24 protein-coding genes are annotated in these 24154 nt (G+C 57.5%); 13 read left to right on the top strand and 11 right to left on the bottom strand.

The window, feature by feature from the left end:
• Nucleotides 1-218 precede the first annotated feature (218 nt).
• The gene (locus tag SFA35_RS26265; protein ID WP_005782500.1) at nucleotides 219-614 is read right to left on the bottom strand and encodes a DUF305 domain-containing protein; all 396 of its coding nucleotides are present in this window, start codon (nucleotides 612-614) and stop codon (nucleotides 219-221) included.
• 331 nt (nucleotides 615-945) lie between these two features.
• On the opposite strand from SFA35_RS26265, the gene SFA35_RS26260 reads away from it, so the two are divergent.
• The 5 genes from SFA35_RS26260 to copD all read left to right on the top strand — a co-directional run bounded on the left by SFA35_RS26260 (nucleotide 946) and on the right by copD (nucleotide 5461).
• The gene (locus tag SFA35_RS26260) at nucleotides 946-1149 is read left to right on the top strand and encodes a co-regulatory protein PtrA N-terminal domain-containing protein (RefSeq protein ID WP_005782502.1); all 204 of its coding nucleotides are present in this window, start codon (nucleotides 946-948) and stop codon (nucleotides 1147-1149) included.
• Between the two features lie 129 nt (nucleotides 1150-1278).
• Nucleotides 1279-3156 carry a copper resistance system multicopper oxidase gene (locus SFA35_RS26255; protein ID WP_005782505.1) on the top strand — a complete coding sequence of 626 codons (1878 nt, stop codon included), beginning with the start codon at nucleotides 1279-1281 and terminating at the stop codon, nucleotides 3154-3156.
• Between the two features lie 59 nt (nucleotides 3157-3215).
• Nucleotides 3216-4079 (top strand): copper resistance protein B, encoded by an 864-nt coding sequence (locus SFA35_RS26250; protein ID WP_232505830.1) that lies wholly within the window; start codon nucleotides 3216-3218, stop codon nucleotides 4077-4079.
• Between the two features lie 60 nt (nucleotides 4080-4139).
• The gene (gene copC, locus SFA35_RS26245) at nucleotides 4140-4523 is read left to right on the top strand and encodes a copper homeostasis periplasmic binding protein CopC (RefSeq protein WP_005782509.1); all 384 of its coding nucleotides are present in this window, start codon (nucleotides 4140-4142) and stop codon (nucleotides 4521-4523) included.
• 2 nt (nucleotides 4524-4525) lie between these two features.
• Nucleotides 4526-5461: a copper homeostasis membrane protein CopD gene (gene copD, locus SFA35_RS26240; protein WP_116830601.1), complete on the top strand. Its 936-nt coding sequence runs from the start codon at nucleotides 4526-4528 to the stop codon at nucleotides 5459-5461.
• Between the two features lie 87 nt (nucleotides 5462-5548).
• On the opposite strand, the gene SFA35_RS26235 is transcribed toward copD, so the two are convergent.
• Nucleotides 5549-5995 (bottom strand): DUF411 domain-containing protein, encoded by a 447-nt coding sequence (locus SFA35_RS26235; protein ID WP_320579674.1) that lies wholly within the window; start codon nucleotides 5993-5995, stop codon nucleotides 5549-5551.
• Between the two features lie 613 nt (nucleotides 5996-6608).
• Here SFA35_RS26235 and SFA35_RS26230 point away from each other — a divergent pair.
• Genes SFA35_RS26230 through SFA35_RS26220 form a run of 3 tightly spaced genes read left to right on the top strand, consistent with a single transcriptional unit; the run spans nucleotide 6609 to nucleotide 12462 of the window.
• A complete protein-coding gene (locus SFA35_RS26230; protein ID WP_005782515.1) occupies nucleotides 6609-7871 on the top strand; it encodes a TolC family protein in 1263 nt (420 codons plus the stop codon).
• On the top strand, nucleotides 7868-9322 hold the full coding sequence (locus SFA35_RS26225) for an efflux RND transporter periplasmic adaptor subunit (RefSeq protein ID WP_005782516.1): 1455 nt from the start codon (nucleotides 7868-7870) through the stop codon (nucleotides 9320-9322). Before SFA35_RS26230 ends, SFA35_RS26225 begins: the two co-directional genes overlap by 4 nt.
• On the top strand, nucleotides 9319-12462 hold the full coding sequence (locus SFA35_RS26220) for an efflux RND transporter permease subunit (protein ID WP_116830602.1): 3144 nt from the start codon (nucleotides 9319-9321) through the stop codon (nucleotides 12460-12462). The genes SFA35_RS26225 and SFA35_RS26220 overlap by 4 nt, the downstream gene beginning before the upstream one ends.
• A gap of 87 nt (nucleotides 12463-12549) precedes the next feature.
• On the opposite strand, the gene cueR is transcribed toward SFA35_RS26220, so the two are convergent.
• Nucleotides 12550-12948, bottom strand: coding sequence for a Cu(I)-responsive transcriptional regulator (gene cueR / locus SFA35_RS26215; protein WP_040259175.1), 399 nt, complete (start codon nucleotides 12946-12948; stop codon nucleotides 12550-12552).
• Complete coding sequence (locus tag SFA35_RS26210) at nucleotides 12945-15329, bottom strand: heavy metal translocating P-type ATPase (protein WP_134275171.1); 2385 nt, start codon at nucleotides 15327-15329, stop codon at nucleotides 12945-12947. The genes cueR and SFA35_RS26210 overlap by 4 nt, the downstream gene beginning before the upstream one ends.
• Nucleotides 15330-15486: 157 nt before the next feature.
• On the opposite strand from SFA35_RS26210, the gene SFA35_RS26205 reads away from it, so the two are divergent.
• The 3 genes from SFA35_RS26205 (at nucleotide 15487) to SFA35_RS26195 (ending at nucleotide 17971) form a co-directional block, all read left to right on the top strand.
• Entirely contained in the window at nucleotides 15487-15684 is a 198-nt protein-coding gene (locus SFA35_RS26205) for a heavy-metal-associated domain-containing protein (protein WP_005782520.1), read from the top strand.
• A gap of 230 nt (nucleotides 15685-15914) precedes the next feature.
• Nucleotides 15915-16601 (top strand): heavy metal response regulator transcription factor, encoded by a 687-nt coding sequence (locus tag SFA35_RS26200; protein WP_005782521.1) that lies wholly within the window; start codon nucleotides 15915-15917, stop codon nucleotides 16599-16601.
• Entirely contained in the window at nucleotides 16598-17971 is a 1374-nt protein-coding gene (locus tag SFA35_RS26195; protein WP_065348570.1) for a heavy metal sensor histidine kinase, read from the top strand. The genes SFA35_RS26200 and SFA35_RS26195 overlap by 4 nt, the downstream gene beginning before the upstream one ends.
• 73 nt (nucleotides 17972-18044) lie before the next feature.
• Here SFA35_RS26195 and SFA35_RS26190 read toward each other — a convergent pair whose 3' ends face one another.
• From SFA35_RS26190 to SFA35_RS26160, 7 genes are all read right to left on the bottom strand, one after another.
• Nucleotides 18045-18371, bottom strand: a complete 327-nt coding sequence (locus SFA35_RS26190) for a four-helix bundle copper-binding protein (protein ID WP_083188266.1) — start codon at nucleotides 18369-18371, stop codon at nucleotides 18045-18047.
• A gap of 300 nt (nucleotides 18372-18671) precedes the next feature.
• Complete coding sequence (locus SFA35_RS26185; protein ID WP_116830604.1) at nucleotides 18672-19133, bottom strand: DUF411 domain-containing protein; 462 nt, start codon at nucleotides 19131-19133, stop codon at nucleotides 18672-18674.
• An 11-nt stretch (nucleotides 19134-19144) separates the two neighbouring features.
• Entirely contained in the window at nucleotides 19145-19723 is a 579-nt protein-coding gene (locus SFA35_RS26180; RefSeq protein ID WP_116830605.1) for an arsinothricin resistance N-acetyltransferase ArsN1 family B, read from the bottom strand.
• 29 nt (nucleotides 19724-19752) lie between these two features.
• A complete protein-coding gene (arsH, locus tag SFA35_RS26175; RefSeq protein WP_116830606.1) occupies nucleotides 19753-20487 on the bottom strand; it encodes an arsenical resistance protein ArsH in 735 nt (244 codons plus the stop codon).
• Nucleotides 20487-20957 carry an arsenate reductase ArsC gene (locus SFA35_RS26170; protein WP_116830607.1) on the bottom strand — a complete coding sequence of 157 codons (471 nt, stop codon included), beginning with the start codon at nucleotides 20955-20957 and terminating at the stop codon, nucleotides 20487-20489. The genes arsH and SFA35_RS26170 overlap by 1 nt, the downstream gene beginning before the upstream one ends.
• Before the next feature lie 8 nt (nucleotides 20958-20965).
• A complete protein-coding gene (locus tag SFA35_RS26165) occupies nucleotides 20966-22255 on the bottom strand; it encodes an arsenic transporter (protein ID WP_320579740.1) in 1290 nt (429 codons plus the stop codon).
• A gap of 21 nt (nucleotides 22256-22276) precedes the next feature.
• Nucleotides 22277-22627 (bottom strand): metalloregulator ArsR/SmtB family transcription factor, encoded by a 351-nt coding sequence (locus tag SFA35_RS26160; RefSeq protein WP_320579656.1) that lies wholly within the window; start codon nucleotides 22625-22627, stop codon nucleotides 22277-22279.
• A gap of 202 nt (nucleotides 22628-22829) precedes the next feature.
• Between SFA35_RS26160 and SFA35_RS26155 the strand changes: the two genes are divergently transcribed.
• Both SFA35_RS26155 and dmeF read left to right on the top strand, forming a co-directional pair.
• Complete coding sequence (locus SFA35_RS26155; protein WP_011267062.1) at nucleotides 22830-23105, top strand: metal/formaldehyde-sensitive transcriptional repressor; 276 nt, start codon at nucleotides 22830-22832, stop codon at nucleotides 23103-23105.
• A 20-nt stretch (nucleotides 23106-23125) separates the two neighbouring features.
• Complete coding sequence (dmeF, locus tag SFA35_RS26150) at nucleotides 23126-24043, top strand: CDF family Co(II)/Ni(II) efflux transporter DmeF (protein ID WP_320579651.1); 918 nt, start codon at nucleotides 23126-23128, stop codon at nucleotides 24041-24043.
• The last annotated feature ends 111 nt before the right edge of the window (nucleotides 24044-24154 follow it).

Below are 24154 nucleotides of genomic sequence, written 5' to 3'. Positions count from 1 at the left end.
TTGCCTACCCGCAGCATGACCGTGTCAGCCTCCTTACAGCGCAGCAGGGCAAAAAACCGCCTTAACGGGGCGGTTTTTTGCTGCGAAGGTGGTTAGGAGCTTGCTGCTCATTTCATGGGAACTCTACACGTGCATTTATTTTACTAAAGTTGACGGTGGCACCAGCTACATGTGCAGTCATTGTGCAGTTGGGGTTGGATAGACACAAACCTGTCGCATCAGTTTTTGCTTAGCCAAGATTTTAGTTCCGCAATACTTTTACTTTGCTCTTGTATATTTTTTTCAGCCATCTGTTTAATAGCAGGGTCTTGAGTGTTTTTAAGCACAATCTTGGACATGTCGATGGCGCCTTGATGATGCTCGACCATCATCTGAGCCCAGCTTTTCGATGGGTCAGACGCCATACCACTCATCATCCCTTTGTTCATCTTCTCCATCGCCTGCATGTATGCGGTGGACGCATCTCCACCCATCGTAGATGGGGCCGTGCTATTAGTACCGTTTCTTTCACTGAACGCAGCATGTGAATCATTGTTGTCAGCGTACGACAAAGAGACGGAACCTAATAAAAGAATGCTTGTAATAGTGACACCCCTTAGATATTCATTAAGCATAGTAGACCTCTTGGGAACGTTATTTTATTGATGTTTTTACCGGCTTCAACAGTAAAAAAAATCCTGTGTCTTCCGAAGGGTAGCTCAGAAAACGACACTGGTAGGGTTTACCACGATTACATTTCTGTAAGGTTTACGGGAACAAAAGCGCAGCCGTTGAAGGCGACTATCCATTTCAGTCTGCCAAGCGCGCCGAGAGTAGCTGTCCAAACTGTAATCTTCCCCTCAGCTACCTGAAAGGTACAGGCCCTTAGTATTTACCTCAGCGCCAAACGCGCTCCACCTGAATGGGCCAACCCTTTACCGGGTACCTAAAACTGAGGATTTACTTATGAACGCTGCCAAAATTCTTCTCGTTACCCTCGCGCTGGGCGCATCTTCCTTGGCACTTGCCGAAGGTGGGGGTGACCGTTTGTCTGCTCGCATGGCCGAAGCCCGTGAAACGGCTATGTCAGCCTACAACGCAAAAGCCGCTTCGCAGGAGGCAACTGAAGTGGCGCAAGAAGGTCCAGAAGCGAAGCCAAAGCACTGCTAACCTCCTTGGCAAGCTTACAGAAATGTAATCGCCGTGTTGGTTAGGCTGTGCCACTCTTTGAGACGAATTCGTTCAAGTATTGTTTTCAAGCGCAACCGCAGTAGATTTTTCCAACTATCAGGCAGAAATATGCAATCGAAAACGTCGCGACGCACTTTCGTCAAGGGCCTGACGGCCATGGGGGTTCTAGGTGGCCTGGGTCTCTGGCGAAACCCGTCGTGGGCGCTTTCAGGGCCTAGTCAACTGAACACGCTTACCGGCACTGATTTTGATCTTTCAATCGGTGAGATGCCTGTAAACATCACCGGCAAACCGCGTACGGCAATGGTTATTAACGGTGGGCTTCCGGGGCCCCTATTGCGCTGGAAAGAAGGCGATACTGTAACCCTTAGGGTGCGCAACAAGCTGCGCGATCACACATCGATCCATTGGCACGGTATTATTTTGCCCCCCAATATGGATGGTGTACCAGGACTAAGCTTCGCCGGCATCGAGCCGGACGGGATGTACGTTTATAAAATCCACGTCAAGCAGAATGGCACTTACTGGTACCACAGCCATTCCGGTTTCCAAGAGCAGGCTGGCGTTTATGGGCCATTAGTGATTGAAGCCAAGGATCCCGAGCCTTTTGCGTATGACCGCGACTATGTAGTGATGCTGACCGATTGGACTGACGAAGACCCCGCTTCGTTGATGCGAAAGCTGAAAAAACAATCGGATTACTACAACTACAACAAGCGCACGGTTGGCGATTTTATCGAGGACGTCCACAAGCAAGGCTGGTCAGCGACCATGGCTGACCGAAAAATGTGGGCTGAAATGAAGATGAACCCCACTGACCTGGCCGATGTGAGCGGGGCTACCTACACCTATCTCCTGAATGGCCACGCGCCGAACACGAACTGGACGGGCGTTTTCCGTCCAGGTGAAAAGATTCGGCTTCGCTTTATCAATGGTTCCTCCATGACGTATTTCGACATGCGTATCCCTGGCCTGAAAATGACGGTGGTCGCCTCGGATGGACAGTACGTGAAGCCTGTCACCGTTGACGAGCTGCGCATCGCGGTGGCCGAGACCTATGACGTCATTGTTGAGCCTACCGAGCAGGCGTACACCTTGTTTGCTCAGTCGATGGACCGTACTGGTTTCGCGCGCGGCACCCTGGCGGTTCGTGAAGGCCTCTTAGCGCCCGTACCGCCCCTTGATCCTCGACCACTGGTGACCATGGCGGACATGGGTATGGGCGGTATGGATCACGGTTCGATGGGCGACATGGGCAGCATGCAAGGCATGGAGGGAATGGACCACGGCGCAATGGGCGCAGGGGACAAGGGCATGGACAGTATGTCTGGCGCACCCATGCAGGGCATGGACGGCGGGCAGACGCAGGGCATGGACCATAGCAAAATGTCAGGCATGGACCACGGGTCCATGGGAGACATGGCCGGCATGGCGGGGATGTCAGGCATGGGTGACATGCCGATGCAAGCCCACCCGGCTACCGAGAAGGACAACCCGTTGGTTGACATGCAGGCCATGAGTCCTACGCCTAAATTGGATGATCCCGGATTAGGCCTGCGCAATAACGGTCGTCGGGTGCTTACGTATTCTGATTTGCGAAGCACCTTTGAAGACCCGGACGGCCGAGAGCCCGGGCGAACAATCGAGCTGCACCTGACAGGCCATATGGAAAAATTCGCCTGGTCATTCAATGGGGTCAAGTTCGCTGATGCTGAGCCCCTGCGATTGAAATATGGCGAGCGAGTGCGCGTGGTACTGGTAAACGACACCATGATGACCCACCCCATTCACCTGCACGGGATGTGGAGCGACCTCGAGGACGAGAACGGCAACTTCATGGTGCGCAAGCACACGATTGACATGCCTCCTGGCTCCAAACGCAGTTATCGAGTCACCGCGGATGCGCTTGGCCGTTGGGCCTATCACTGCCATCTCCTGTTCCACATGGAGATGGGCATGTTCCGTGAAGTCCGGGTAGAGGAATGACAGGTATGGACACATTACTAGCCCGCAATGGGAAGCGTCTGGCGATCACAACGAGCCTGATGCTGGCCCCATTTGCCTATGCGGCAGCGGAAGACACCATGCAGGGGATGGATCATAGCCAGATGCAGGGTATGGACCACAGCCAGATGCAGGGTATGGATGACTCCATGACGAGCATGGCCTCGTCCCCCCAAAAGCCTGCTCCGACTCAGAGCCGTACGCCCATCCCCGCGATTAACGCAGCGGACCGCGCCGCCGTCTATAAATCGGACGCGGGCCACACGGTGCATGATGAGTCGATCAACTACATGCTCCTGTTCGATCAGCTTGAATGGCAGGACGCTGACGGCGGCAGCGCGCTGAACTGGGATTTCACCGGTTGGGCTGGTGGCGACATCGACAGACTGTGGGTGCGCTCGGAAGGTGAGCGGCTCAATGGCAAAACCGAAGAAGCGGAAGTTCAGGCCCTCTGGGGCCATGCTGTTGGCCCCTGGTGGGATGTTGTGACAGGCGTTCGCCAGGATTTCAAGCCAGGAGATCCGCAGACCTGGGCCGCTTTTGGTCTTCAAGGCCTGGCGCTGTACAACTTCGAAGCCGAGGCTACGGTCTTTATTGGCGAAGGCGGCCAAACAGCCATGCGCCTTGAAGGTGACTACGACATCCTTCTGACCAATCGACTCATCCTGCAGCCTACTGCCGAGGTCAATTTCTACGGCAAGAATGACCCACAGAGGGGTACCGGTGCGGGTCTGGCCGAGAGTGAAGTCGGCGTACGACTGCGCTACGAAATCCGCCGCGAGTTTGCCCCCTACATTGGTGTGACCTGGAACCGGTCATATGGGAACACGGCCGATTATGCCCGCGACGAGGGTGAGGATCGTAGTGAAGCCCGCCTGGTTCTCGGCGTGCGCCTGTGGTTCTAACCGCTACATTCACCCAGTAATTACCCCAATCGAACAGCCATCCGCTGTGAGGAGCGTTTTATGTCTCTCTTGAAGTCCACAGGTATCGCCACCCTTCTTGCTGCCGGCATGCTGGCAAGCGCCCTGGCTCAAGCCCATCCGAAGCTTGTGTCTTCCACGCCTGCGCAAGGGGCTGATGGTGCTGCGCCGGAGAAGGTCGAGCTTCATTTCTCGGAAAACTTGGTCACCCAGTTTTCCGGTGCCAAGCTGATCATGACGGACATGCCTGGCATGCCTAATTCCCCTATGTCGGTAAAAGCAAGCGTGGCCGCTGGCAGCGATCCTAAGACGATGGTCATTACCCCAGCGTCGCCGCTCACGACGGGCAGCTATAAGGTGGAATGGCGCGCGGTCTCGTCCGATACCCATCCCATTACAGGCAACGTCACCTTCAAGGTGAAATAAGCATGGCCGATCCACTCAGCATCGCGCTTCGTTTTGCGCTTTATACCGACCTGATGGTGTTGTTTGGCTTGGCCCTTTTCGGCCTGTACAGCTTGAGGGGAACGGAGCGCCAGTCAGGCGCGGTGCTGAACTTCAAGCTATTACTCACCGGGACAGCCGTGCTGGGAGCGTTGCTGTCCCTTGCCGCGCTGTTGCAGATGACTAAGGCCATGAGTGGTGCTACTGAGTGGGAGGAGCTTTTCCCTCATCTCAAAATGATGCTGGCAGAAACCGAGGTGGGTTTTTCCTGGAACGTACGCATGGCGGCCCTTGCCATGATAGCGGTCGCTGGTCTGCTAACCAGCCGCAGCCCGACAGGCAGTCTTTGGGTGGTCACAGCACTCAGCGGGGTTGCCTTGGCCACACTGGCCTGGACGGGCCACGGTGCTATGGATGAAGGAAGTCGCCGTTTCTGGCATTTTGCGACCGACATCGTGCATTTGTTTGCCGCAGGCGGCTGGGTAGGTGCTCTGGTGGCCTTTGCCTTACTGCTGCGAGCTAAAAAGGTAGATAACCACGGTTCTGTGAAGATCCTGGCGCGGACGCTAACCGGCTTTGAATCAGCAGGTGGTGTCATCGTCGCGACCATCCTGGTCACAGGGATAGTCAACTACCTGTTCATCGTTGGCCCCCAGTTGGACAGCCTGGCTGATACCACGTACGGGTGGTTGCTGATGGCTAAACTGGTGCTGTTTACGGCAATGATTGGTTTGGCCTCGTTGAACCGCTTTCGGCTCAGCCCTCACCTTGAGCATTCCATTGGGCACGGGGACTACACCGGGGCCGCCAAGGCCTTGCGTTGGAGTATGGCCACAGAGCTTGCTGCAGCGGTGGTTGTTCTTGGGCTGATCGCCTGGCTGGGTACGCTCAGCCCGGAGGTGGAGATGGCGATGCAATAGTTTGCGCTACTGGCTGTGCATTAGCCTGGCTCAGATGCTAAGAAGAGCCAGGCGACTCCTCTTGCGGAGTGGCTTGTATGGAACCCTTCAAGGCCTGGCATCGTACGCTGCGACCGTTTCCTGCTGTCCGGCAATAGTTACCCCGATGACCTTGTAAGCGTGCCGGGCAGTGCCCTGCTCCATGCCCGGAGAACCCGGCGGCATGCCTGGGACCGCAATCCCCACTAGGTCTGTACGCGTGTTCAGCGCTTTGAGCTGTTCTGCCGGCACATGCCCTTCCACGAAGCGCCCGTTGATGACAGCGGTATGGCACGAGCGCAGTCCCTGCGGCACACCAAGCTGCCCCTTCACAGCAGTCATGTCTTGCTCCACCTGGTCATTTACGGTGAAGCGCTCAGCCTCCAGGTGCTTGATCCAGCCTTTGCAGCACCCGCAATTGGCATCACGGTGGACATCGACCTCAAGCGTCTCCGCCGCCTGAGCGGTACTCGCGATAAGCAGGGCCGCCAAGGTCATGATCGTCTTTCTTTTCATCGTTGCTCCTGATTGAAGCCAGGCCCTTTGGCAAGGGGCTGCTGGAATAGTCACCTGGAATGGAATCCTTCAAGGATATCTTCGAAGCTGCCTAGACCCCATTACAATGCTGTAAGCAAGGCGCGCTATAGCTGGCCCAGCAAGCGTTTCGCTCTATAATCAGCCTCGGTGACAGCCAATGGTTTGGCCCGCTTCATGGAATCCTATGGCTCGCGTGGTTTTTGTACTTGCGCTTATTCTAAGTCTTCTTCTCCCCGCTTATGGCCAGGGTGGCGGGCCGCTGCCAGCGGAGCCATGTCCAATGCAAGTAGTCCAAAAGCGCGCTCAGACACCGTGTGCGGATATGGAGAAAAAGGTCAAGGATAGCCAGACAGCGCCATGCAAATGGGGACAGGATTGCAAAACCAGCTCTCTGATCAGCCTGTTCATCCTACAAATCCCAAAGCCGGGCCCCCTGCCAGTTCACGCCTGCGTAGCTAGGCCAGCGCCTCAAGAGGCCTTCGCTACGCCTTGGCGTCCACCACGCTTCGTGTAATTCCTTTGTCCGAGCGCATTACCAACGGCGCAATACCGCCGGGTCTGCGTATACATTGGTTTCGCATGGAGGCAGGTCATGCCTGTTCGTCCCGCTTTTGCCGCTGGCATATCTAGCGCGCTTGCACTCTTGCTACTTGTAACTGCGGCCCAGCCGGCCCTGGCTGACGCCCTTACTTTCGATTATGCGCTGAAGCTGGCAGAGACAATGGCCCCTGAAAATCTAGCCAGGGCCGCTCAGGTCGCGTCGGCAAATGCCGCCATTCGCCCCGCTGATGCGCTACCTAATCCCAAGCTCTTTCTGGGCATCGATAACTTGCCCGTAGAAGGGCAGCAGCGCTACTCATTGGACGACGACTCAATGACGATGCGTCGGATCGGGGTTATGCAAGAAGTTCCTAACAGCGACAAGCGCCGTGCACGGCGCCATTCGGCTGAAGCCTTCGCTGAGCTTGCGCAAGCCGAGCAGCGCCAGGCTCTGATCAAGGTCAAGCAGGACGTTGCCGCCAGTTGGCTGAGGCTCTTTTATGCTCAGCAACGCTTTTCCGCTTTTGATGACCTGTTGAAACAGCTCAACCTACAACGCTCCACGGTACCTGCGCTGATTGCCGGGGGAACAGCAAAGCCTGCTGACGCCGTGGCGCTCGAACAAGAGACGTTGGACCTTGAAGACAGGCGCGATCAGCTGATCAGTGGTGTAGCCGGCGCCAGGGCACAATTGCGCCAGTTCCTGGGTGCGCAAGGTGACCAGCCCTTGGCTGGGTCGGCGCCTGTATTGGAGTGGTCAGCTACTCATAGCCAGCATGGTCTGGCCCATCATCCCGATATCCAGGCCGCCGCCGCTCGGGTCGGTGAGGCCAAGGCCGAGCTGGGCGAAGCAGTCGCCGAGAAAAAGCCCGACTGGGGCGTGGAGCTTGGTTATGGCAACCGCGACAAGCGATTCGGCGATATGGTCAGCCTACAGGTGACGTTCGACCTTCCACTGTTCACCGGGGCCAGGCAAGGGCCGCGAATCACATCAAGGGAAAAGAACCTCTCGCGCATGGAGCAAGAACAGGAAGTGATGTTACGCAGTCACCAGATGGAGTTGGAATCGGGGCTGGCTGAACAGGATCGCTTACGTGCGGTACTCAGGCGAAGCACCGAGAGCGCTATACCGCTGGCCCAGCGTAGGTTCTCCTTGGAAATGGTGGCTTACAAGGCTGGCAGCGCTGACATCGGCACGGTCGTTTCTGCGCGCCGGCAGCTGATTGAAGCGACTTTGCGCAAGGTCGGGTTGGAGGAAGAGCTGTCGGTTCTGACCGCCAAACTCTTCTTTGCCTACGCGGAGGGCGCGCAATGAAGGGCTCATACGTGATGGGTACGTTGTCCGCCGCCTGCCTGGTAGGCGTGGGGGCTCTGCTTGGCTTTTGGCTCGGCACGGCAAGCGAATCGACAGCTGTCGAACCTGGCACTACCACGACCCAAGCGCGCAACGCGCTGTATTGGTATGACCCCATGAAGCCAGACCAGCATTTTGATAAGCCCGGTCGATCGCCGTTCATGGACATGGCCCTGGTTCCAAAATACGCCGATGAGCAAGCGTCAACATCCTTGGGACTGGCGGCAGGAACAGTGCAAAGCCTGGGTGTTCGAACCGTGCGGGTGCAACGCGGGGCATTGCCATCAAGCATTGATGCCGCCGGCACTTTGGGATACAGCCAGCGGGAGCTGGCCACGGTCCAGGCCCGTGCCGACGCCTACGTTGATAAGGTCTACGGCCGGGCTCCGGGCGACGTATTAGCCGCCGGCACACCGCTTGTAGACCTGCTCATCCCTCAGTGGTCCGCTGCGCAGCTTGAATACCTGGCTGTAAAACAGACCGGAGACTCTCAGCTCACTGCCGCTGCGAAAGAACGCCTTCGCTTGCTGGGAATGCCCGGATCCACCATTGCAGCTGTAGACCGCACCGGCCGAGCGGCTGCCGTACAAACTATCGTGATGCCCATCGCCGGTGAGCTGCTGACCCTCGACGCCAAGGCCGGAATGGCTATCTCCAAAGGCCAGGACCTGGCTCGGATCAATGGGCTTTCGAGGGTATGGCTGGACATCTCCGTACCTGAGGCTCTGACATCCAGTGTGGCGGTGGGCAACCCCATTTCTGCCTTTTTCGTCGCCTGGCCTGGCCAAGCTATACAGGGAAAGATCATTGCCATGTTGCCCTCCGCTGACAGCGCAACGCGGACGGTCACGGTGCGCGCTGAACTACCCAATGCAAACGGGAAGCTTCGTCCAGGCATGTACGCTCAGGTTCGCCTGCAGGGTGAAGAGCAGCCCTCTGTACTCCTAGCCCCGAGCGAAGCCGTAATCCGCAGCGGTAAGCGGTCCTTCGTCATGGTTGCGTTACCCGAGGGGCGATATCGACCGCAGGTGGTCGAACTGGGCAAAGAATCTGGGGGACAAGCAGAAATCGTCAAGGGCCTGGCCGAAGGAGATGAGGTAGTCAGTTCAGGGCAATTTCTGCTTGATTCGGAAGCGAGCCTCCAAGGCCTGCTCGCGCGTGAGGGCCCCTCAGAGGGAGCGCAATGGCACACAAGTACGGGTCAGATCATTGACCTGGACAGCGAGACCGTCACACTGGCCCATGGCCCGTTCCAAAGTCTTGGCATGCCCGGCATGACCATGACCTTCCCACTGGCGAGGCCGGACGTGGCTAAAGGGCTCAAGGTGGGTGATCACGTCGCCATTGGAATTTCCCAAAGCGACGCTGGGCTTATCGTTGAACAGCTCTCCAAGCAGGAGACTGGCCAATGATTCGCCGGCTGATCTACTGGTCTATCGCCAACCGATTCCTGGTGTTGCTAGCTACGCTCGTCGTGGTAGCCGCAGGGCTCTGGGCCGTGCGCAACACACCACTGGACGCGCTGCCTGATTTGTCTGATACCCAAGTCATCATTCGAACCAGCTATCCCGGTCAGGCTCCACAGCTTGTGGAGAATCAGGTGACCTACCCTCTGACCACGATGATGCTTTCGGTGCCAGGCGCAAGGACGGTCCGAGGTTACTCGTTCTTTGGCGACTCGTTTGTCTATGTGCTCTTTGAAGACGGGACTGACCTGTACTGGGCGCGATCAAGGGTGTTGGAGTACCTCAGCCAAGCGCAGGCGCGCATGCCAAAAGGCGTTACGCCTAGTCTGGGGCCTGATGCAACGGGCGTGGGTTGGATTTACCAATATGCGCTCGTTGACCGCTCGGGTAGCCATGACCTCGCTCAGTTACGGTCGATCCAGGACTGGTTCCTTCGGTACGAGCTCAAGTCCCTCCCTAACGTGGCTGAAGTCGCGACAATCGGCGGCATGGTCAAACAGTACCAGGTGGTACTCGATCCCCTGAAGCTGGCAGCGTACGGAGTAACCCAACAGGAAGTGACCCAGGCCATCCAGGGCGCCAACCAGGAAGCGGGTGGTGCGGTATTGGAGATGGCCGAAAGGGAGTACATGGTCAGGGCGTCCGGCTATCTGGAAAGCCTGGAGGACTTCAACAACATTCCTCTTCGGACCTCTCGCAATGGCATCCCGGTGTTGCTCGGGCAAGTTGCCAATATCCAGCTTGGGCCTGAAATGCGGCGCGGCGTTGCTGAGCTGGACGGCAGAGGTGAGGTTGTGGGCGGGGTCATTCTTTTGCGCTCCGGCAAGAATGCACGCGATACCCTGATTGCCGTTAGGGAGAAGCTAGAAAACTTGCGCAGCAGCCTGCCGGCTGGGGTTGAAATAGTCACGACCTATGACCGCTCACAGCTTATCGATCGCGCCGTCAGCAATCTGGGTTTCAAGCTGCTTGAAGAATTTGGGGTGGTCGCGCTGATCTGCCTAGTCTTCCTCTGGCACGTACGTTCCTCGCTGGTGGCCATCGTGACCTTGCCCCTGGGCATCTTGGTTGCCTTTCTTGTGATGCACTACCAGGGCGTCAATGCCAACATCATGTCACTGGGGGGGATTGCGATCGCCATCGGAGCGATGGTCGATGCTGCAGTAGTGATGATCGAAAATGCGCACAAACACATCGAAGCGTGGCAGCAGCAGCATCCTGGGGAGCCGCTGGAAGGCCAGGCTCACTGGCACGTAATCGCTCAAGCCGCTGCCGAGATCGGGCCGGCTGTGTTTTTCAGCCTGCTGGTGATTACGTTGTCTTTCTTGCCTGTTTTTACGCTGCAGGCCCAGGAAGGCAAGCTATTTGGGCCCTTGGCCTTCACCAAGACCTATGCAATGGCAGGCGCGGCAGGGCTCTCGGTGACGCTGGTCCCCGTGCTGATGGGTTACTGGATCCGGGGAAGGATTCCATCCGAGCATCAGAACCCTCTCAACCGCGGGCTGATCGCGGTGTACCGCCCGGCAATCGACACGGTTCTGGCGTGGCCAAAACTCACCTTGCTTATCGCCGCCCTGGTGTTTCTCTCGACGCTTTGGCCTTTAAGCCGACTAGGGGGAGAATTTCTTCCTCAAATGGATGAAGGCGATTTGCTGTACATGCCATCGGCCTTGCCTGGTTTATCGGCCAGCAAGGCGAGCCAGCTACTCCAACTTACTGACCGAATGATCCTCACAGTTCCTGAAGTGGATCGGGTATTCGGCAAGGCGGGACGTGCGGATTCAGCTACCGATCCGGCGCCGTTGGAAATGTTCGAGACTACTGTACGGTTCAAGCCCAAGGAGCAATGGCGAGCCGGGATGACCCCTGAAAAGCTGATCGAGGCGCTGGACAAGGCGGTACAGGTCCCAGGCCTTTCGAACATTTGGGTGCCCCCCATTCGCAACCGCATCGACATGCTTGCCACGGGCGTTAAAAGCCCGGTAGGGATCAAGGTCGCGGGCACCTCGCTTGCGCAGATAGACCAGGCAACTCAACAGATCGAGGCCGTGGCCAAGCAAGTCGCCGGCGTCCAATCCGCACTGGCGGAACGGCTGACAGGAGGACGCTACGTAGACGTACGTATCAATCGCCAGGCCGCAGCGCGTTATGGCATGAATATCAGTGATGTGCAGGCAGTGGTTTCCGGTGCCATTGGCGGAAGCAACATCGGCGAAGTCGTAGAGGGGCTCGCCAGATACCCTATAAACCTGCGCTACGGACGCGAATGGCGAGATACGGCACAGGCGCTAAAAGGGCTCCCCGTCGTCACCAGCAGCGGCCAGCAAATTACCCTATCGATGGTGGCAGATGTCAGCATCACCGACGGCCCACCGATGCTGCGTAGCGAAAATGGCCGGCTTTCGGGTTGGGTCTATGTGGACGTGCGTGGGCGCGACCTTGCCACGACAGTGAAAGAGCTTCAGACACAGATAGCATCCCGGGTCCAACTCGCCCCCGGCCTCACTGTCTCGTACTCGGGTCAGTTCGAGTACCTAGAGCGGGCAAACCAGCGCCTGCTGTGGGTGATACCGGCTACACTGGCGATCATTTTCGTGTTGCTGTACTTCACCTTCGGTACGGCCAGCGAGGCGGTACTCATCATGGCAACGCTGCCTTTTGCGTTGTCCGGTGGGATCTGGCTGTTGTATGTCCTGGGTTATAACCTGTCCATCGCTACAGGCGTGGGCTTCATCGCCCTTGCCGGCGTTTCTGCCGAGTTTGGCGTCATCATGCTGGTGTACCTGCGCAGCGCCTGGTCGCCCCGCCTCGCAGCAGGACATGGAACCGAGCAGGATTTGACAGAAGCTATCAAGGAAGGCGCAGTGCTCAGGGTGAGGCCCAAGGCGATGACGGTAGCCGTGATCATCGCGGGGCTGCTGCCCATACTCTGGGGGTCAGGGGCCGGTTCGGAGATCATGAAGCGCATAGCAGCACCGATGATAGGGGGTATGCTTACCGCACCGCTGCTATCGATGCTACTGATTCCAACATGCTATTTCCTCCTCCAGGCTCACCGTATTCGAGCGCGACGATTGAAGATCTGAGTGCCTGAACGTACCCTGATTCGTAGGTACCGCAAGTGCAGGGCGCCTGGCTTAACACGCTGGCTGGCCTGACATCAGGGCTTTGCGCTATTTGCCCTCGACTCCGGCCAGCGAGTCGAGAATGGCGCAGGTAGAATCGTTGTTGCCCTGGCATTCATTGATCAAGGCCTGCAGCGTATCGCGCAGGCTGATGAACTCCTCGATTTTGCGGTTCAAGTCCTGCACATGAGCATTGGCCAGCGCTTTTACGTCGGCACTGGCACGGTGTCGGTCGCGTTGCAGTTCGAGCAGGGTGCCGACTTCCTCCAAGGAAAAGCCCAGGTCTCGAGCACGTTTGAGAAAAGCCAGGGTATCCAGATCGGCAGGCCGGTACTGGCGATAACCGCTTGCTGTTCGTATGGCAGGCTCAAGCAAACCAATGCTTTCGTAATAGCGCAGCATCTTGGGCGTCAGCCCACTGGCGTGTGCAGCTTGGCTGATGTTCAGGGTGTGTCCTCCAATGCCGGTTGCCAGCGTTTGAGCAGCAGGGCATTGCTCACCACGCTTACGCTTGAAAAGGCCATGGCTGCGCCGGCAAAAACCGGATCGAGCAGACCGAACGCTGCCAATGGGATGCCGATCACGTTATAGACGAAGGCCCAGAACAGATTTTGGCGGATTTTGCGGTAGGTGCACCGGGCGATATCCAGCGCTGCCGGTACAAGTCGTGGATCACTGCGCAGTAGGGTGATTCCGGCAGCATGCATGGCCACATCGGTACCGCTGCCCATGGCAATGCCGACATCGGCAGCCGCCAGGGCGGGCGCATCATTGATACCGTCGCCGACCATGGCCACCCGTGTGCCCTTCGCCTTGAGGCCTGCAACGACGGCCGCCTTTTCGGCCGGCAGTACCTGGGCATGAATGTTCTCAATGCCCGTCTGAGCAGCGACCTGCCGGGCACTGCTCCACGTATCCCCGGTAATCAAATGGCTGCTGATCTGACGTGCTGCCAAGGCCGCTACAGCCTGCTGGGCGCCAGACTTAAGCGCATCGCCAAACGCGAGCAAGGCCAGCACCCTGGGCGCAGCGCCCAGCTCGATCAACCAGGACAAGGTCCGGCCTTCCGCGTCCCATTGCTGAGCGTGTTCAGCTAACGCGCCTGGCTCGAGCCCTAGCTCTTCAAGCCATCGGCCATTGCCCAAGGCAAGCTGCCGGCCTTCGACAGAGCCTTGGACGCCACGACCAGGCAGCGCACGGACGCTGTCAGCCATTGGGGTATCAAGGCCGCGTTCACTACAGGCCGCCAGAACAGCACGACCCAGGGGATGTTCACTACCTCGTTGCAAGCGGCCCGCCAGCGCCAAGGCTTCCGCTTCGGGGATCGAAGCTACCGCTATATGCACCAGATGGGGCTCCCCTGAGGTCAGGGTACCGGTTTTGTCAAAGGCCACCGCTTGCACGGCATGGGCGACTTCCAGAGTTTGTGCATCCTTGATCAGGATGCCGTGACGTGCCGCAACGCCGGTGCCTGCCATGATTGCAGTTGGAGTGGCCAAGCCCAAGGCACAAGGGCAGGCAATGACCAGTACGGCTACCGCGTTGATCAGCGCCGTCTCCCAGCCGCTCCCTGCCAGCAGCCAGCCCACAAGCGCTAACAGGGCAATGCCGAGCACCACCGGCACGAAAATTTCGCTGACCTTGTCCACCAGGCGTTGGATGGGTGCCTTGGCCGCCTGCGCGTCTTCAACCAGACGAATGATCCGCGCCAGTACGCTCTCTCCCCCAAGGGCTGTGACCTGAACGATCAGCGTGCCTTCACCGTTGATGGAGCCACCAATGACCTTGTCGCCGGCTTGTTTGGCCACCGGTCGGCTCTCGCCACTGATCAGGGCTTCGTCCGCATAGCTGTCGCCTGTCTCAATGAGGCCGTCCACCGGGATGCGCTCGCCGGGCCTGACCCGTACACGTTCTTTCAGGCGTAAGTCAGCCACCGCAACCTCCTGCTCACGGCCATCAGCTTCCAGACGTAGGGCGCGCTCGGGCCTCAACCCCTGAAGCGCACGTATGGCTTCACCGGTCTGCCGCTTAGCTCGGCTTTCAAGGTATTTGCCCAGACGGACCAGGCCAATCACGACAGCTGCAGCTTCTAGATAAAGGTGGGGGAACTGGCCGGGCACAGCGGTCACGGCTTGGTAGACGCTCAAGCCATAAGCAGCGCTGGTCCCCAGGGCGACGAGTAAATCCATATTGCCAGTGCGGGCCCGTAGCGCTTTCCAGGCTGCGCGGTAAAAACGGGCACCGAGCAGGAATTGCACCGGTGTGGCCAAAGCGAACTGAAGCCACACCGGCAACATGATGTGAATGCCTAACGGTTGCAGCAGCATGGGCAGCACGAGCGGAGCGGCCAGCAGCAAGGCTGCGATCAACGCCCAGCGCTCCTGTGTGAGTCGAGTATTTTCAGCGGCTGGGACCTTGGTAGTGGGAGGTTGAGCCTGGTAGCCCGCGTTCCTTACGGCGGCGATCAAGGCCTGCACAGACGTGCCTGCTATGGCAGTGACATGGGCCTGTTCGGTGGCCAGATTGACGCTGACCTCGCCCACGCCGGGCACTTTGCGCAAGGCCCGTTCGACACGGTTAACGCAACTGGCACAGGTCATGCCGGTGATGCTCAATACGAGGGTTTCGTCCGGGACCCCGTAGCCGGCGCGGGTAATCGCCTCACGTAAAGCCGGCATGGCGTCCTGCGGCGCTTCAATTCGGGCTTGCTCGTTGGCCAGATTCACACTGGCTTCCTGTACGCCGGCCACTTTCTTCAGCGCACGCTCCACGCGACCGGCACACGCGGCGCAGGTCATCCCTTGGATAGGTAGATTAAATTCAGCCATGGCGGATTCCTCGCTATCAATGAGTAGAGGATCAACCTTGACCTCATGTAAAGGTCAACCTCCAACCGCGCCTAACGCTTAAGAACAGAAGAGGCTTGACCTTGACCTCATGTCAACGTTGAAAGTAGCGCTGCCCCCCATGATTTGGAGACACGCTATGTATCAGTTCAACGTGCAAGGCATGAATTGCGGTCATTGTGTCAAATCGATCACCGCAGCGGTCACGGCTTTGGACAGTGAGGCCACGGTCGATGTGGACTTGGAAAGCCGTACCGTACAGGTTCAAAGCCGCCAGCCAGCGCAGGCCCTGCTCGAAGCAATTCAGGAAAAAGGCTATCCCGCTGAGCTTGCCTGATTCCTGTCCTTCCCTTAGGTTCAGGCTTTCCTAAGACGGTTCTTTGCAAAAGAAACGGCGCCTGGACAGGCGCCGGAGACCAAGGAGCGGAGGTCTTTGAAGAGAGCTGAGCCCAGACTAGCCCTTGGCAGCTGACGTGCACCTGATTGGCCGATTACATTTGTGTAAGGTGGCACCACACCTATCGGTTTGTTGGCAGACTAAACCCATCTGCAAATGAGATCGCTGTCATGAAACTGTTGGTAGCCGAAGACGAACCGAAGACTGGAATCTATCTGCAGCAAGGCCTGCGGGAGGCCGGCTTCAATGTGGACCGCGTGGTCACAGGCACAGATGCCGTTGACCAGGCGCTCAATGAAGCCTATGACCTGTTGATTCTTGACGTGATGATGCCGGGCCTGGATGGCTGGGAAGTCATCAGACGCCTTCGCACCGCTGGCCAGTCCGTACCGGTGCTGTTTCTGACCGCACGCGACGGGGTAGACGACCGGGTCAAGGGCCTGGAGCTGGGCGCCGATGATTACCTGGTTAAGCCATTTGCTTTTTCAGAACTGCTGGCACGGGTGCGAACACTGCTACGGCGCGGCAGCAGCAGCCTGCCGGTTCAAACAAGCCTGCAAATCGGAGACCTTCAGGTGGATTTGCTCAAGCGTCGGGCGACTCGGGGCGGCAAGCGAATCGACCTTACGGCCAAAGAGTTCGCACTGCTGGAGTTACTGATGCGCCGGCAAGGTGAGGTGTTGTCCAAATCGCTGATAGCTTCCCAGGTCTGGGACATGAATTTCGACAGCGACACAAATGTTATCGAGGTGGCGATACGGCGGTTGAGGGCCAAGATTGACGATGACTTCGAGGCAAAACTGCTGCATACCTGCCGGGGGATGGGTTACATGCTAGACGCGCAGGACGAAGGATGAAGCCTGGCTCACTCACCCTGCGCTTGAGCCTTTTGTTTGTGGTCGCGGTCGCCGTCGTCCTCATGATCGTGGGCGTTGCCTTCAACGAGCTGAGCCGTCACCACTTTCGCGCCCTGGATGCGCAGGCGCTGGGAGAAAAGCTGGAAGCGATTAACCAGATCGCGAAGGAATCAGGCGCAAACCCGGAACTGCTCAAGGCGCGCTGGCACACCCTCCTGGGGGCACATCCCGATCTCAGTGCTGTATTTCTGAAGACCGATGGGACGCCTTTTTTTGCAGAACCTCCCCAATCAGCGGCGCCGTCGCTCGCGCAGGCCACCCAGCGCGATGGCGTCTGGGAGTGGGAGAACGAAGGCCGCATGTTCAGGGCCCTGACCGCCTCGATATCGCTACCCACTGCCAGCCCACCGCTGACCGCCTGGCTTGTCCTGGATGTGACCACGCATATGCACTTCTTTGCCATGCTCGAACGCTGGTTCTGGGGCGTTCTATTGGCCAGTACGGTGTTGAGCGCTGCCCTAGGGTGGCTGGTCGCCAAGAACGGACTGCGCCCGGTAGCCAGGGTGACCCAGACCGCTGCGTCGATGTCTGCAGGCTCGCTGAAGGAGCGGATTCCCTTGGAGCCGGTGCCGGATGAGTTGCGTGAGCTCATCACCGCGTTCAACTCAATGCTTGGCCGCCTGGACGATTCCTTTGTGCGCCTATCGAATTTCTCTGCTGACATTGCGCACGAGCTCCGTACACCGATCAGCAACCTGCGGACCCACACCGAAGTTATCCTGGCCAAAAAGCGTGCGCCCGAGGTGTACGAAGAGAATTTGAGTTCCAACCTGGAAGAGCTCAATCGTCTTTCGGAAATCATCGACGCGATGCTGTTCCTGGCCAAGTCCGATAACGGGCTAATCGTGCCGGAGTCTGCTGAACTGGATCTGAGAACAGTCGTCAGCAAGCTGTTCGGCTATTACGAGTTTCTGGCCGAGGACAAGGGGATTCAGCTCCAAGCATCAGGCAACGCCTCGATCTTCGCGGACAGCGTGATGATCGACCGTGTCGTGTCGAATCTGTTGTCCAATGCCCTGCGCTACACGCCGTCCGGGGCGACGATTGAGGTCAGTATCCACGACCATGGCGGACGGGTAGAGCTTCGGGTGGAAAACCCTGGCCCCGAAATAGCCCCGCAGCACCTGGACCGCATCTTTGATCGGTTCTACCGAGTGGACCCGGCGCGGCGAGAAGGCGCCGGGAATGCGGGGCTGGGTCTAGCGATTGCCCGGTCCTTGATGCAAGCACATGGCGGCACTATCTCGTGCACGTCAACTAGCTGCCGAACAGCCTTTACCCTAACGTTTGTGCGCTGTCACCATTCATGACTTCGCTAGGGCAATATCAAGATCATACAGCCTCGCAGCGGCTTGTACTCTGCCTTCCTGGCCAGAAGTTGACTTAGGCTGCCACCGCCTCACAGGCCTGAGCACAGGCATGGCAAGCCTGAGCGCAATGCTGGCAGTGATCGGCCTCGTGGTGGCCGCACTCGTCTGCGCAGGCTGTGCACGCTTTTGCGCACAGGACGCAAAATTCTTTGGCCAGAGGACTTTGGCGAGCCATCAAGGTCGCCGCGAGTCTGCACAAATCTGCACAATCCCTATCCAGCTTTATGCATTTCGCCATCATTTGAACATCGTGCTCTTGCAAGCAGGCCGAAGCACAGCTTTCACATGCCATCGCACAGCGTAGGCACTCTAAAATGTAGTCATCATATCCACTGTTCATGAGGTAATCTCCGGGGTTGACGGTCGATTTACACTTTGGACTCGATGCCTTCTTTTCGAAGACGCAGTAAGTCCGACTGATCCATGCGCTGCGAGTTTCTCAAGTTTCATTACATTTTTGTAAGGGAAGGCAAAGGCTATCTACCATTGCTTTGTTAGCTCTATGAAGACCACTTGCTGCAAAGCAGTACCGGATCAAGCGAATAACTTTTTCGCTAAATCGGCCGGTACCCTCACATCAGCTATAGGCGCAGCTGTCGTCCCACTAAGCCAGCACAAGCTCAGTGGGTATGGAGAAGAGTCACTGCGACAGGTAGTCAGCCACCACCTCCTGCTCGCCGGTCTTTTTCAGTCCGATGACCTGATAAGCGCTTTTGTGCCCTGTTTCCATACCTGGTGAGCCCATAGGCATGCCAGGTGCCGCCACGCCGACCAGGTCGGTCCGGCGTTCAAGCTCAGCGATCTGTTGCACCGGGACATGCCCCTCGATGAACTTGCCGTTCACCACACCGGTGTGACATGACATCAATTTCTCAGGCACACCCAGCTTGGCCTTCACCGGGCTCATGTTTTCTTCCAGATGGTCATTGACCGTGAAGCCATTGTCCCGCAGGTAAGCAATCCACTTGGAACAGCATCCGCAATTGGGGTCCCGGTAAACGTCGATCACGTGCGCAGGAGCGGCTTGTGCCACTGACGCGACAGCCAGCGCGATGGCTGCGACAGTGCGCCGTCCAGCGGTAGTTAGGCTTATGAGTTTCATGTGCGGCCACTCTATAAAATGAAGTGATTTCCAGCCTGCCTTGCCTCGATAAGCTGGCTAAACGGAACAATCGGCCCTGGGGGTGTTGCACTGTTCAAGCGCTTGCGCCAGTACCCGACGTCTTGCCATTTGCCATGCTTGAAGCCGACTTCGGTATAGGTGCCCAGGTGTTCGAAACCTAGCGCTTCATGTAGCCCTACGCTTCCCGCGTTTGGGAGCGCGATACCGGCATAAGCGGTGTGAAGTCCCTGGCGTTCCAGGATCGGAATCAGGCGTGAGTACAGCGCGCGGGCGATTCCGCTACGATGCGCTTGGGGAGCCACATACACGGTCACGTCCACTGACCATTGGTAAGCTTCTCTGGCCCTGTGCTGGCTGGCGTAGGCATAGCCCACCACTTGACCCCCACGCTCCGCAACCAGGTACGGGTATTTGAACAGGGTTGATTCGATGCGCTCCGCCATCTCTTGAACGGTCGGCGGTTCCAGCTCAAAGGAAATCGCGGTTCGCTCCACCATCGGGGCATAGATACCCTGGATGGCAGCGGCATCCGTACGGGCCGCGGTCCTGACCATGCTGCTGATGCTCATTTCAACCTCCTTGTGGTTTAACAGCCCGCTTAAATGGACCGCTGATTCACACGCTGGGAAAGCGCTTCGGCGCTCTCCTTACGCTCGGAGTAGCGATTTACCAGGTACTCCTCACGGCCGCGAATCAGCAGGGTGAATTTCATCAATTCCTCCATGACATCCACCACACGGTCGTAGTAGCTGGAAGGCTTCATGCGGCCAGCCTCATCGAACTCCAGAAAGGCTTTGGGTACGGAGGATTGGTTGGGGATCGTGACCATGCGCATCCAGCGGCCTAACACCCGCAGCTGGTTGACCGTGTTGAACGATTGCGAGCCTCCGCAGACCTGCATCACCGCCAGGGTCTTGCCTTGTGAAGGGCGTACCGCGCCCAGTGCCAGGGGAATCCAATCAATCTGAGCCTTGAACACCGCAGACATTGAGCCATGGCGTTCAGGAGAACACCACACCTGGCCTTCCGACCACATCACCAGGCTCCTTAGCTCCTGCACCTTGGGATGCTCCACCGGTGCGTCATCGGGCAGGGGTAGACCTGACGGATCGAAGATCGCGGTCTCTGCCCCCATAAGCTCCAGGATGCGGGCCGCTTCCTGGGTCAGCAGTCTGCTGAAGGAGCGCTCCCGAGTGGACCCGTAGAGCAGCAGGATTCTTGGCCTGTGTGTCGCTGGCTCGCCCTGGGCGAGTTGATCCTGGGTAGGAATGTTCAATAGCGATACATCCAGGCTCGGAAAATCGCTCGGATCGGTCTTCACCGAATCGTTCATCACAGTGCACCTATCTGATCAAGGGCACGTTTCAGCTCCGTGGAGTCGAGCGCGTTGAAGTCAAGTGCGAAGAAGGCTTCGAAACGCCGGCGAATATGCGCCACGGTGGCGTCAAACGCGGCCTGGACCTCCTCATCGCTGCCCTCGACGTCCGAGGGGTCGGACAGGCCCCAGTGGCTTTTGATGGCGGGTCCGAAGTATACCGGGCATGGCTCGCCTCCGGCCTTGTCGCAGACGGTGATGACAATATCAGGCGGGTTGTCCTGGAAACTCTCCGATCCCTTGCTGTAGAGCGTCGAAGTATCCACGCCTAGACCTTGCAAGGTACTCACTGCGCGGGGGTTCAAACTTCCGCTGGGAAAGCTGCCAGAGCTGATCCCCACCATTCCATAAGGCGCAAGGTGGTTGAACAAGCCTTCAGAGAGCACGCTCCGGCAGCTATTGGCGGTACACATAAATAGAACTTTCATCATTGATCCTAAGCGTGAAGACTCAGCCGCAGGGCCAATGCGGCCAAGGTGACGAGCAGGATGGGAAGGGTCAGGAGGCTGCCGACCTTGAAGTAATAACCCCAGGTAATGCGGATGTCTTTCTGTGCAAGGACATGCAGCCACAGCAGGGTAGCCAGGCTACCAATAGGGGTAATTTTTGGGCCCAGATCACAGCCAATGACATTGGCGTACACCATGCCCTGGTGGACGATGCCCGAGGCATTGCTACCCTGAATAGAAAGGGCTCCGATCAGAACACTAGGCATGTTGTTCATGACTGAGGACAGCAGGGCGGCGGCTAGGCCAGTACCCAGGGTAGCTGCCCACAGGCCTTGCTCAGCCAGCGCATTGAGTAACGCGGTAAAGGCATCTGTCAGGCCGGCGTTACGCAACCCATACACGACCAGATACATTCCCAAGGAGAAGACCACGACCTGCCACGGGGCATGCTTGATCACGTTTCGGGTCGAGATGACGTGGCCCCTGCCAGCGACGATCAGGAGGATAAGCGCGCACGCCGCTGCCACAGCGCTGATGGGTATCCCCAGCGGCTCTAAGGCGAACAAGCCCACCAGCAGTAGCACCAGTACCCACCAGCCCGCAATAAAGGTCGCACGGTCGCGAATGGCGCGCCTGGGCACGTCCAGCTGCTCAGGCACGTACCGTGCGGGAATGTCTTTTTTGTAGAACAGCCAAAGCATCAACAACGTGGCTGCCACGCTGACCAGGTTCACCGGCCACATGATCGAGGCGTACTCCCCGAAGCCTACGTTGAAGAAGTCAGCAGAGACGATGTTGACCAGGTTGGAGACCACCAGGGGCAAGCTCGCAGTGTCTGCGATGAAACCTGCAGCCATGACGAACGCTAGAGTAGAGGCAGGGCTAAAGCGCAAAGCGTTCAGCATGGCAATTACGATAGGCGTTAGGATCAACGCTGCGCCGTCATTGGCAAATAGAGCCGAAACGGCAGCACCTAAGAGGATCATTAGCGCAAATAATCGTCCTCCACTTCCCTTTCCCCAGCGCGCCACATGAAGCGCAGCCCATTCGAAAAAGCCGGCTTCATCGAGCAACAGGCTAATAATGATGACGGCAATAAAGGTAGCGGTGGCGTTCCATACAATTTGCCATACGGTAGGTACGTCACTCAGGCTGACAACGCCAGTTAGTAGAGCAAGAATGGCTCCTGCCGCTGCGCTCCAACCGACGCCCAAGCCCTTGGGCTGCCAGATCACCAGTACCAATGTGAATACAAAAATTGCAGCCGCAGTAAGCATCACGAAACTCTCGTCAGAAGGTCAGCAGCAAGCAGCTTGGCGAACAGGACGGTCCTGCATGGATTCGAGCCGATTGGAATCTTGATCAACCCAGGCATGATTGGCTTTGAGGGTTACCTGGAGCACGTCCAGGACCCAGACCGGCAATTGGGGGTGAAGGCGGTAGTAGATCCATTGTCCTTGCCGGCGATCCTCCAGCAGCCCGCAGGTACGCAACTGGGCCAGGTGACGGGAAACCTTGGGTTGGTTGTCGTCAAGTGCCCAGATAAGTTCGCACACGCATAGCTCACCCTGCGCAGCCAGCATGAGCATGAGGCGGGTTCGTGTCTCGTCGCCTAAGCATTTGAAAAGGGTTACCGGGGAAAGGTACATGGGATGTTCAATCTGTATATTCGTATATCCGAATATACAGATGTAACTCATTCTGCGAAAGGTCTGAGTGCGCTTGATACGTATGGACCAATCAGTTGTGTGAGAAGCCTGCTGCGTACGACAGGCAATTAGGATTTATTCAGCCCGAATTGCATAGGGGGGGAGGGTATGAAATCATGAGTATAGGTAAGGGGGGTATATTATGACGCACGTAGCATCAAACAAAGACGATCTGCTTAAACGCGTAAAGCGCATTGCAGGCCAGATCCAGGCTGTAGAACGGGCTCTTGAGTCAGATCACGACTGTGCCAAGACGCTCCACCTTGTGGCCGCCACGCGCGGGGCTATCAATGGCCTGATGGACGAAATCATCGAAGATCACGCCAGGGAGCATGTGGCTAATCCGGCGCTGAGCGATGAAGAGCGGTCCAAGGGCGTCGAAGAGCTTCTCGAAGCCATTCGACGCTATTCCAAGTGATGAACGCAGGCTCGAACTTCATGAACAGCAACACCAGCTTTACGCACGAGCACGTATATCTCGGCTCGGCACATGATGAGAATGCAAAACGTACCCTTTGGGTGGTAATACTTACCGTTGTGATGATGGTCGGTGAGATTGCTGCGGGGTACATCACAGGGTCTATGGCTTTGCTAGCCGATGGATTTCATATGGCTACCCATGCGGGTGCGTTGGGAATCGCAGCGGCGGCTTACGCGTATGCCAAGCGTCATGCATCCAGCACCCGCTTCAGTTTTGGTACCGGCAAGGTGGGAGATCTGGGCGGCTTTGCGTCAGCGCTTATCCTCGGATTGGTATCTCTGGGAATCGGTGTTGAGTCCTTCATTCGTCTGCTCCAGCCAACTGATGTCCAATTCGGGACGGCAACGCTGATTGCTATTGTGGGCCTGGGAGTCAACATAGTAAGCGCTTTGTTGCTCGGCCACGGTCACAGTCATGGCCACGATCACAATCATAGTTCTCACGGCGGTGATAACAACCTGAGGTCAGCGTACATTCATGTGATTGCCGATGCCCTGACGTCTGTTCTTGCCATCGCTGCGCTGCTTGCTGGCCGCTACCTCGGATGGGTCTGGCTTGATCCAGTCATGGGTATTGTGGGTGCAATTGTGATCGCACGGTGGGCCTGGAGCCTGATGGGCGCTACTGCGGGAGTTCTGCTGGATCAAACCGACGATCATGTTGCAGATGAAATTCGCGAACTAGTTGAACAACCTGGCGATGCCAAAATTACCGACCTGCACGTGTGGCGTGTTGGTCCGGAAGCCCATGCTGCAATTGTCAGTGTTCTTGGGGCCTCTACAACAAATGCGGATAGCATCCGTGATCGGTTGAAGCCTGTTCACGAAGTTAGCCACCTCACGATTGAGTTTCGAGCAGCATTGCCTGCTACGTAGAGCTTGATGATACTCGGCAAGGCCCCTGCAACGGGCGCGGGCGCACGCCTTGCCTACTTACTCTATTATTCTGGAACCACCTGACTTCAAGCAGACGTGATCACGTTCGTA

This window comes from Pseudomonas sp. HR96, from assembly GCF_034059295.1.
Taxonomy (GTDB): Bacteria; Pseudomonadota; Gammaproteobacteria; order Pseudomonadales; family Pseudomonadaceae; genus Aquipseudomonas.
The sequence above is the reverse complement of the archived record's forward strand: the minus strand, read 5'-3'. Positions and strand labels throughout refer to the sequence as shown.

Excerpts from the sequence above, each read along its gene's own strand:
- SFA35_RS26265 (WP_005782500.1), bottom strand. The coding sequence starts at position 614 with ATGCTTAATGAATATCTAAGGGGTGTCACTATTACAAGCATTCTTTTA.
- SFA35_RS26260 (WP_005782502.1), top strand. The coding sequence starts at position 946 with ATGAACGCTGCCAAAATTCTTCTCGTTACCCTCGCGCTGGGCGCATCT.
- SFA35_RS26255 (WP_005782505.1), top strand. The coding sequence starts at position 1,279 with ATGCAATCGAAAACGTCGCGACGCACTTTCGTCAAGGGCCTGACGGCC.
- SFA35_RS26250 (WP_232505830.1), top strand. The coding sequence starts at position 3,216 with ATGCTGGCCCCATTTGCCTATGCGGCAGCGGAAGACACCATGCAGGGG.
- copC (WP_005782509.1), top strand. The coding sequence starts at position 4,140 with ATGTCTCTCTTGAAGTCCACAGGTATCGCCACCCTTCTTGCTGCCGGC.
- copD (WP_116830601.1), top strand. The coding sequence starts at position 4,526 with ATGGCCGATCCACTCAGCATCGCGCTTCGTTTTGCGCTTTATACCGAC.
- SFA35_RS26235 (WP_320579674.1), bottom strand. The coding sequence starts at position 5,995 with ATGAAAAGAAAGACGATCATGACCTTGGCGGCCCTGCTTATCGCGAGT.
- SFA35_RS26230 (WP_005782515.1), top strand. The coding sequence starts at position 6,609 with ATGCCTGTTCGTCCCGCTTTTGCCGCTGGCATATCTAGCGCGCTTGCA.
- SFA35_RS26225 (WP_005782516.1), top strand. The coding sequence starts at position 7,868 with ATGAAGGGCTCATACGTGATGGGTACGTTGTCCGCCGCCTGCCTGGTA.
- SFA35_RS26220 (WP_116830602.1), top strand. The coding sequence starts at position 9,319 with ATGATTCGCCGGCTGATCTACTGGTCTATCGCCAACCGATTCCTGGTG.
- SFA35_RS26210 (WP_134275171.1), bottom strand. The coding sequence starts at position 15,329 with ATGGCTGAATTTAATCTACCTATCCAAGGGATGACCTGCGCCGCGTGT.
- SFA35_RS26205 (WP_005782520.1), top strand. The coding sequence starts at position 15,487 with ATGTATCAGTTCAACGTGCAAGGCATGAATTGCGGTCATTGTGTCAAA.
- SFA35_RS26200 (WP_005782521.1), top strand. The coding sequence starts at position 15,915 with ATGAAACTGTTGGTAGCCGAAGACGAACCGAAGACTGGAATCTATCTG.
- SFA35_RS26195 (WP_065348570.1), top strand. The coding sequence starts at position 16,598 with ATGAAGCCTGGCTCACTCACCCTGCGCTTGAGCCTTTTGTTTGTGGTC.
- SFA35_RS26190 (WP_083188266.1), bottom strand. The coding sequence starts at position 18,371 with ATGAACAGTGGATATGATGACTACATTTTAGAGTGCCTACGCTGTGCG.
- SFA35_RS26185 (WP_116830604.1), bottom strand. The coding sequence starts at position 19,133 with ATGAAACTCATAAGCCTAACTACCGCTGGACGGCGCACTGTCGCAGCC.
- SFA35_RS26180 (WP_116830605.1), bottom strand. The coding sequence starts at position 19,723 with ATGAGCATCAGCAGCATGGTCAGGACCGCGGCCCGTACGGATGCCGCT.
- arsH (WP_116830606.1), bottom strand. The coding sequence starts at position 20,487 with ATGAACGATTCGGTGAAGACCGATCCGAGCGATTTTCCGAGCCTGGAT.
- SFA35_RS26170 (WP_116830607.1), bottom strand. The coding sequence starts at position 20,957 with ATGAAAGTTCTATTTATGTGTACCGCCAATAGCTGCCGGAGCGTGCTC.
- SFA35_RS26165 (WP_320579740.1), bottom strand. The coding sequence starts at position 22,255 with ATGCTTACTGCGGCTGCAATTTTTGTATTCACATTGGTACTGGTGATC.
- SFA35_RS26160 (WP_320579656.1), bottom strand. The coding sequence starts at position 22,627 with ATGTACCTTTCCCCGGTAACCCTTTTCAAATGCTTAGGCGACGAGACA.
- SFA35_RS26155 (WP_011267062.1), top strand. The coding sequence starts at position 22,830 with ATGACGCACGTAGCATCAAACAAAGACGATCTGCTTAAACGCGTAAAG.
- dmeF (WP_320579651.1), top strand. The coding sequence starts at position 23,126 with ATGAACAGCAACACCAGCTTTACGCACGAGCACGTATATCTCGGCTCG.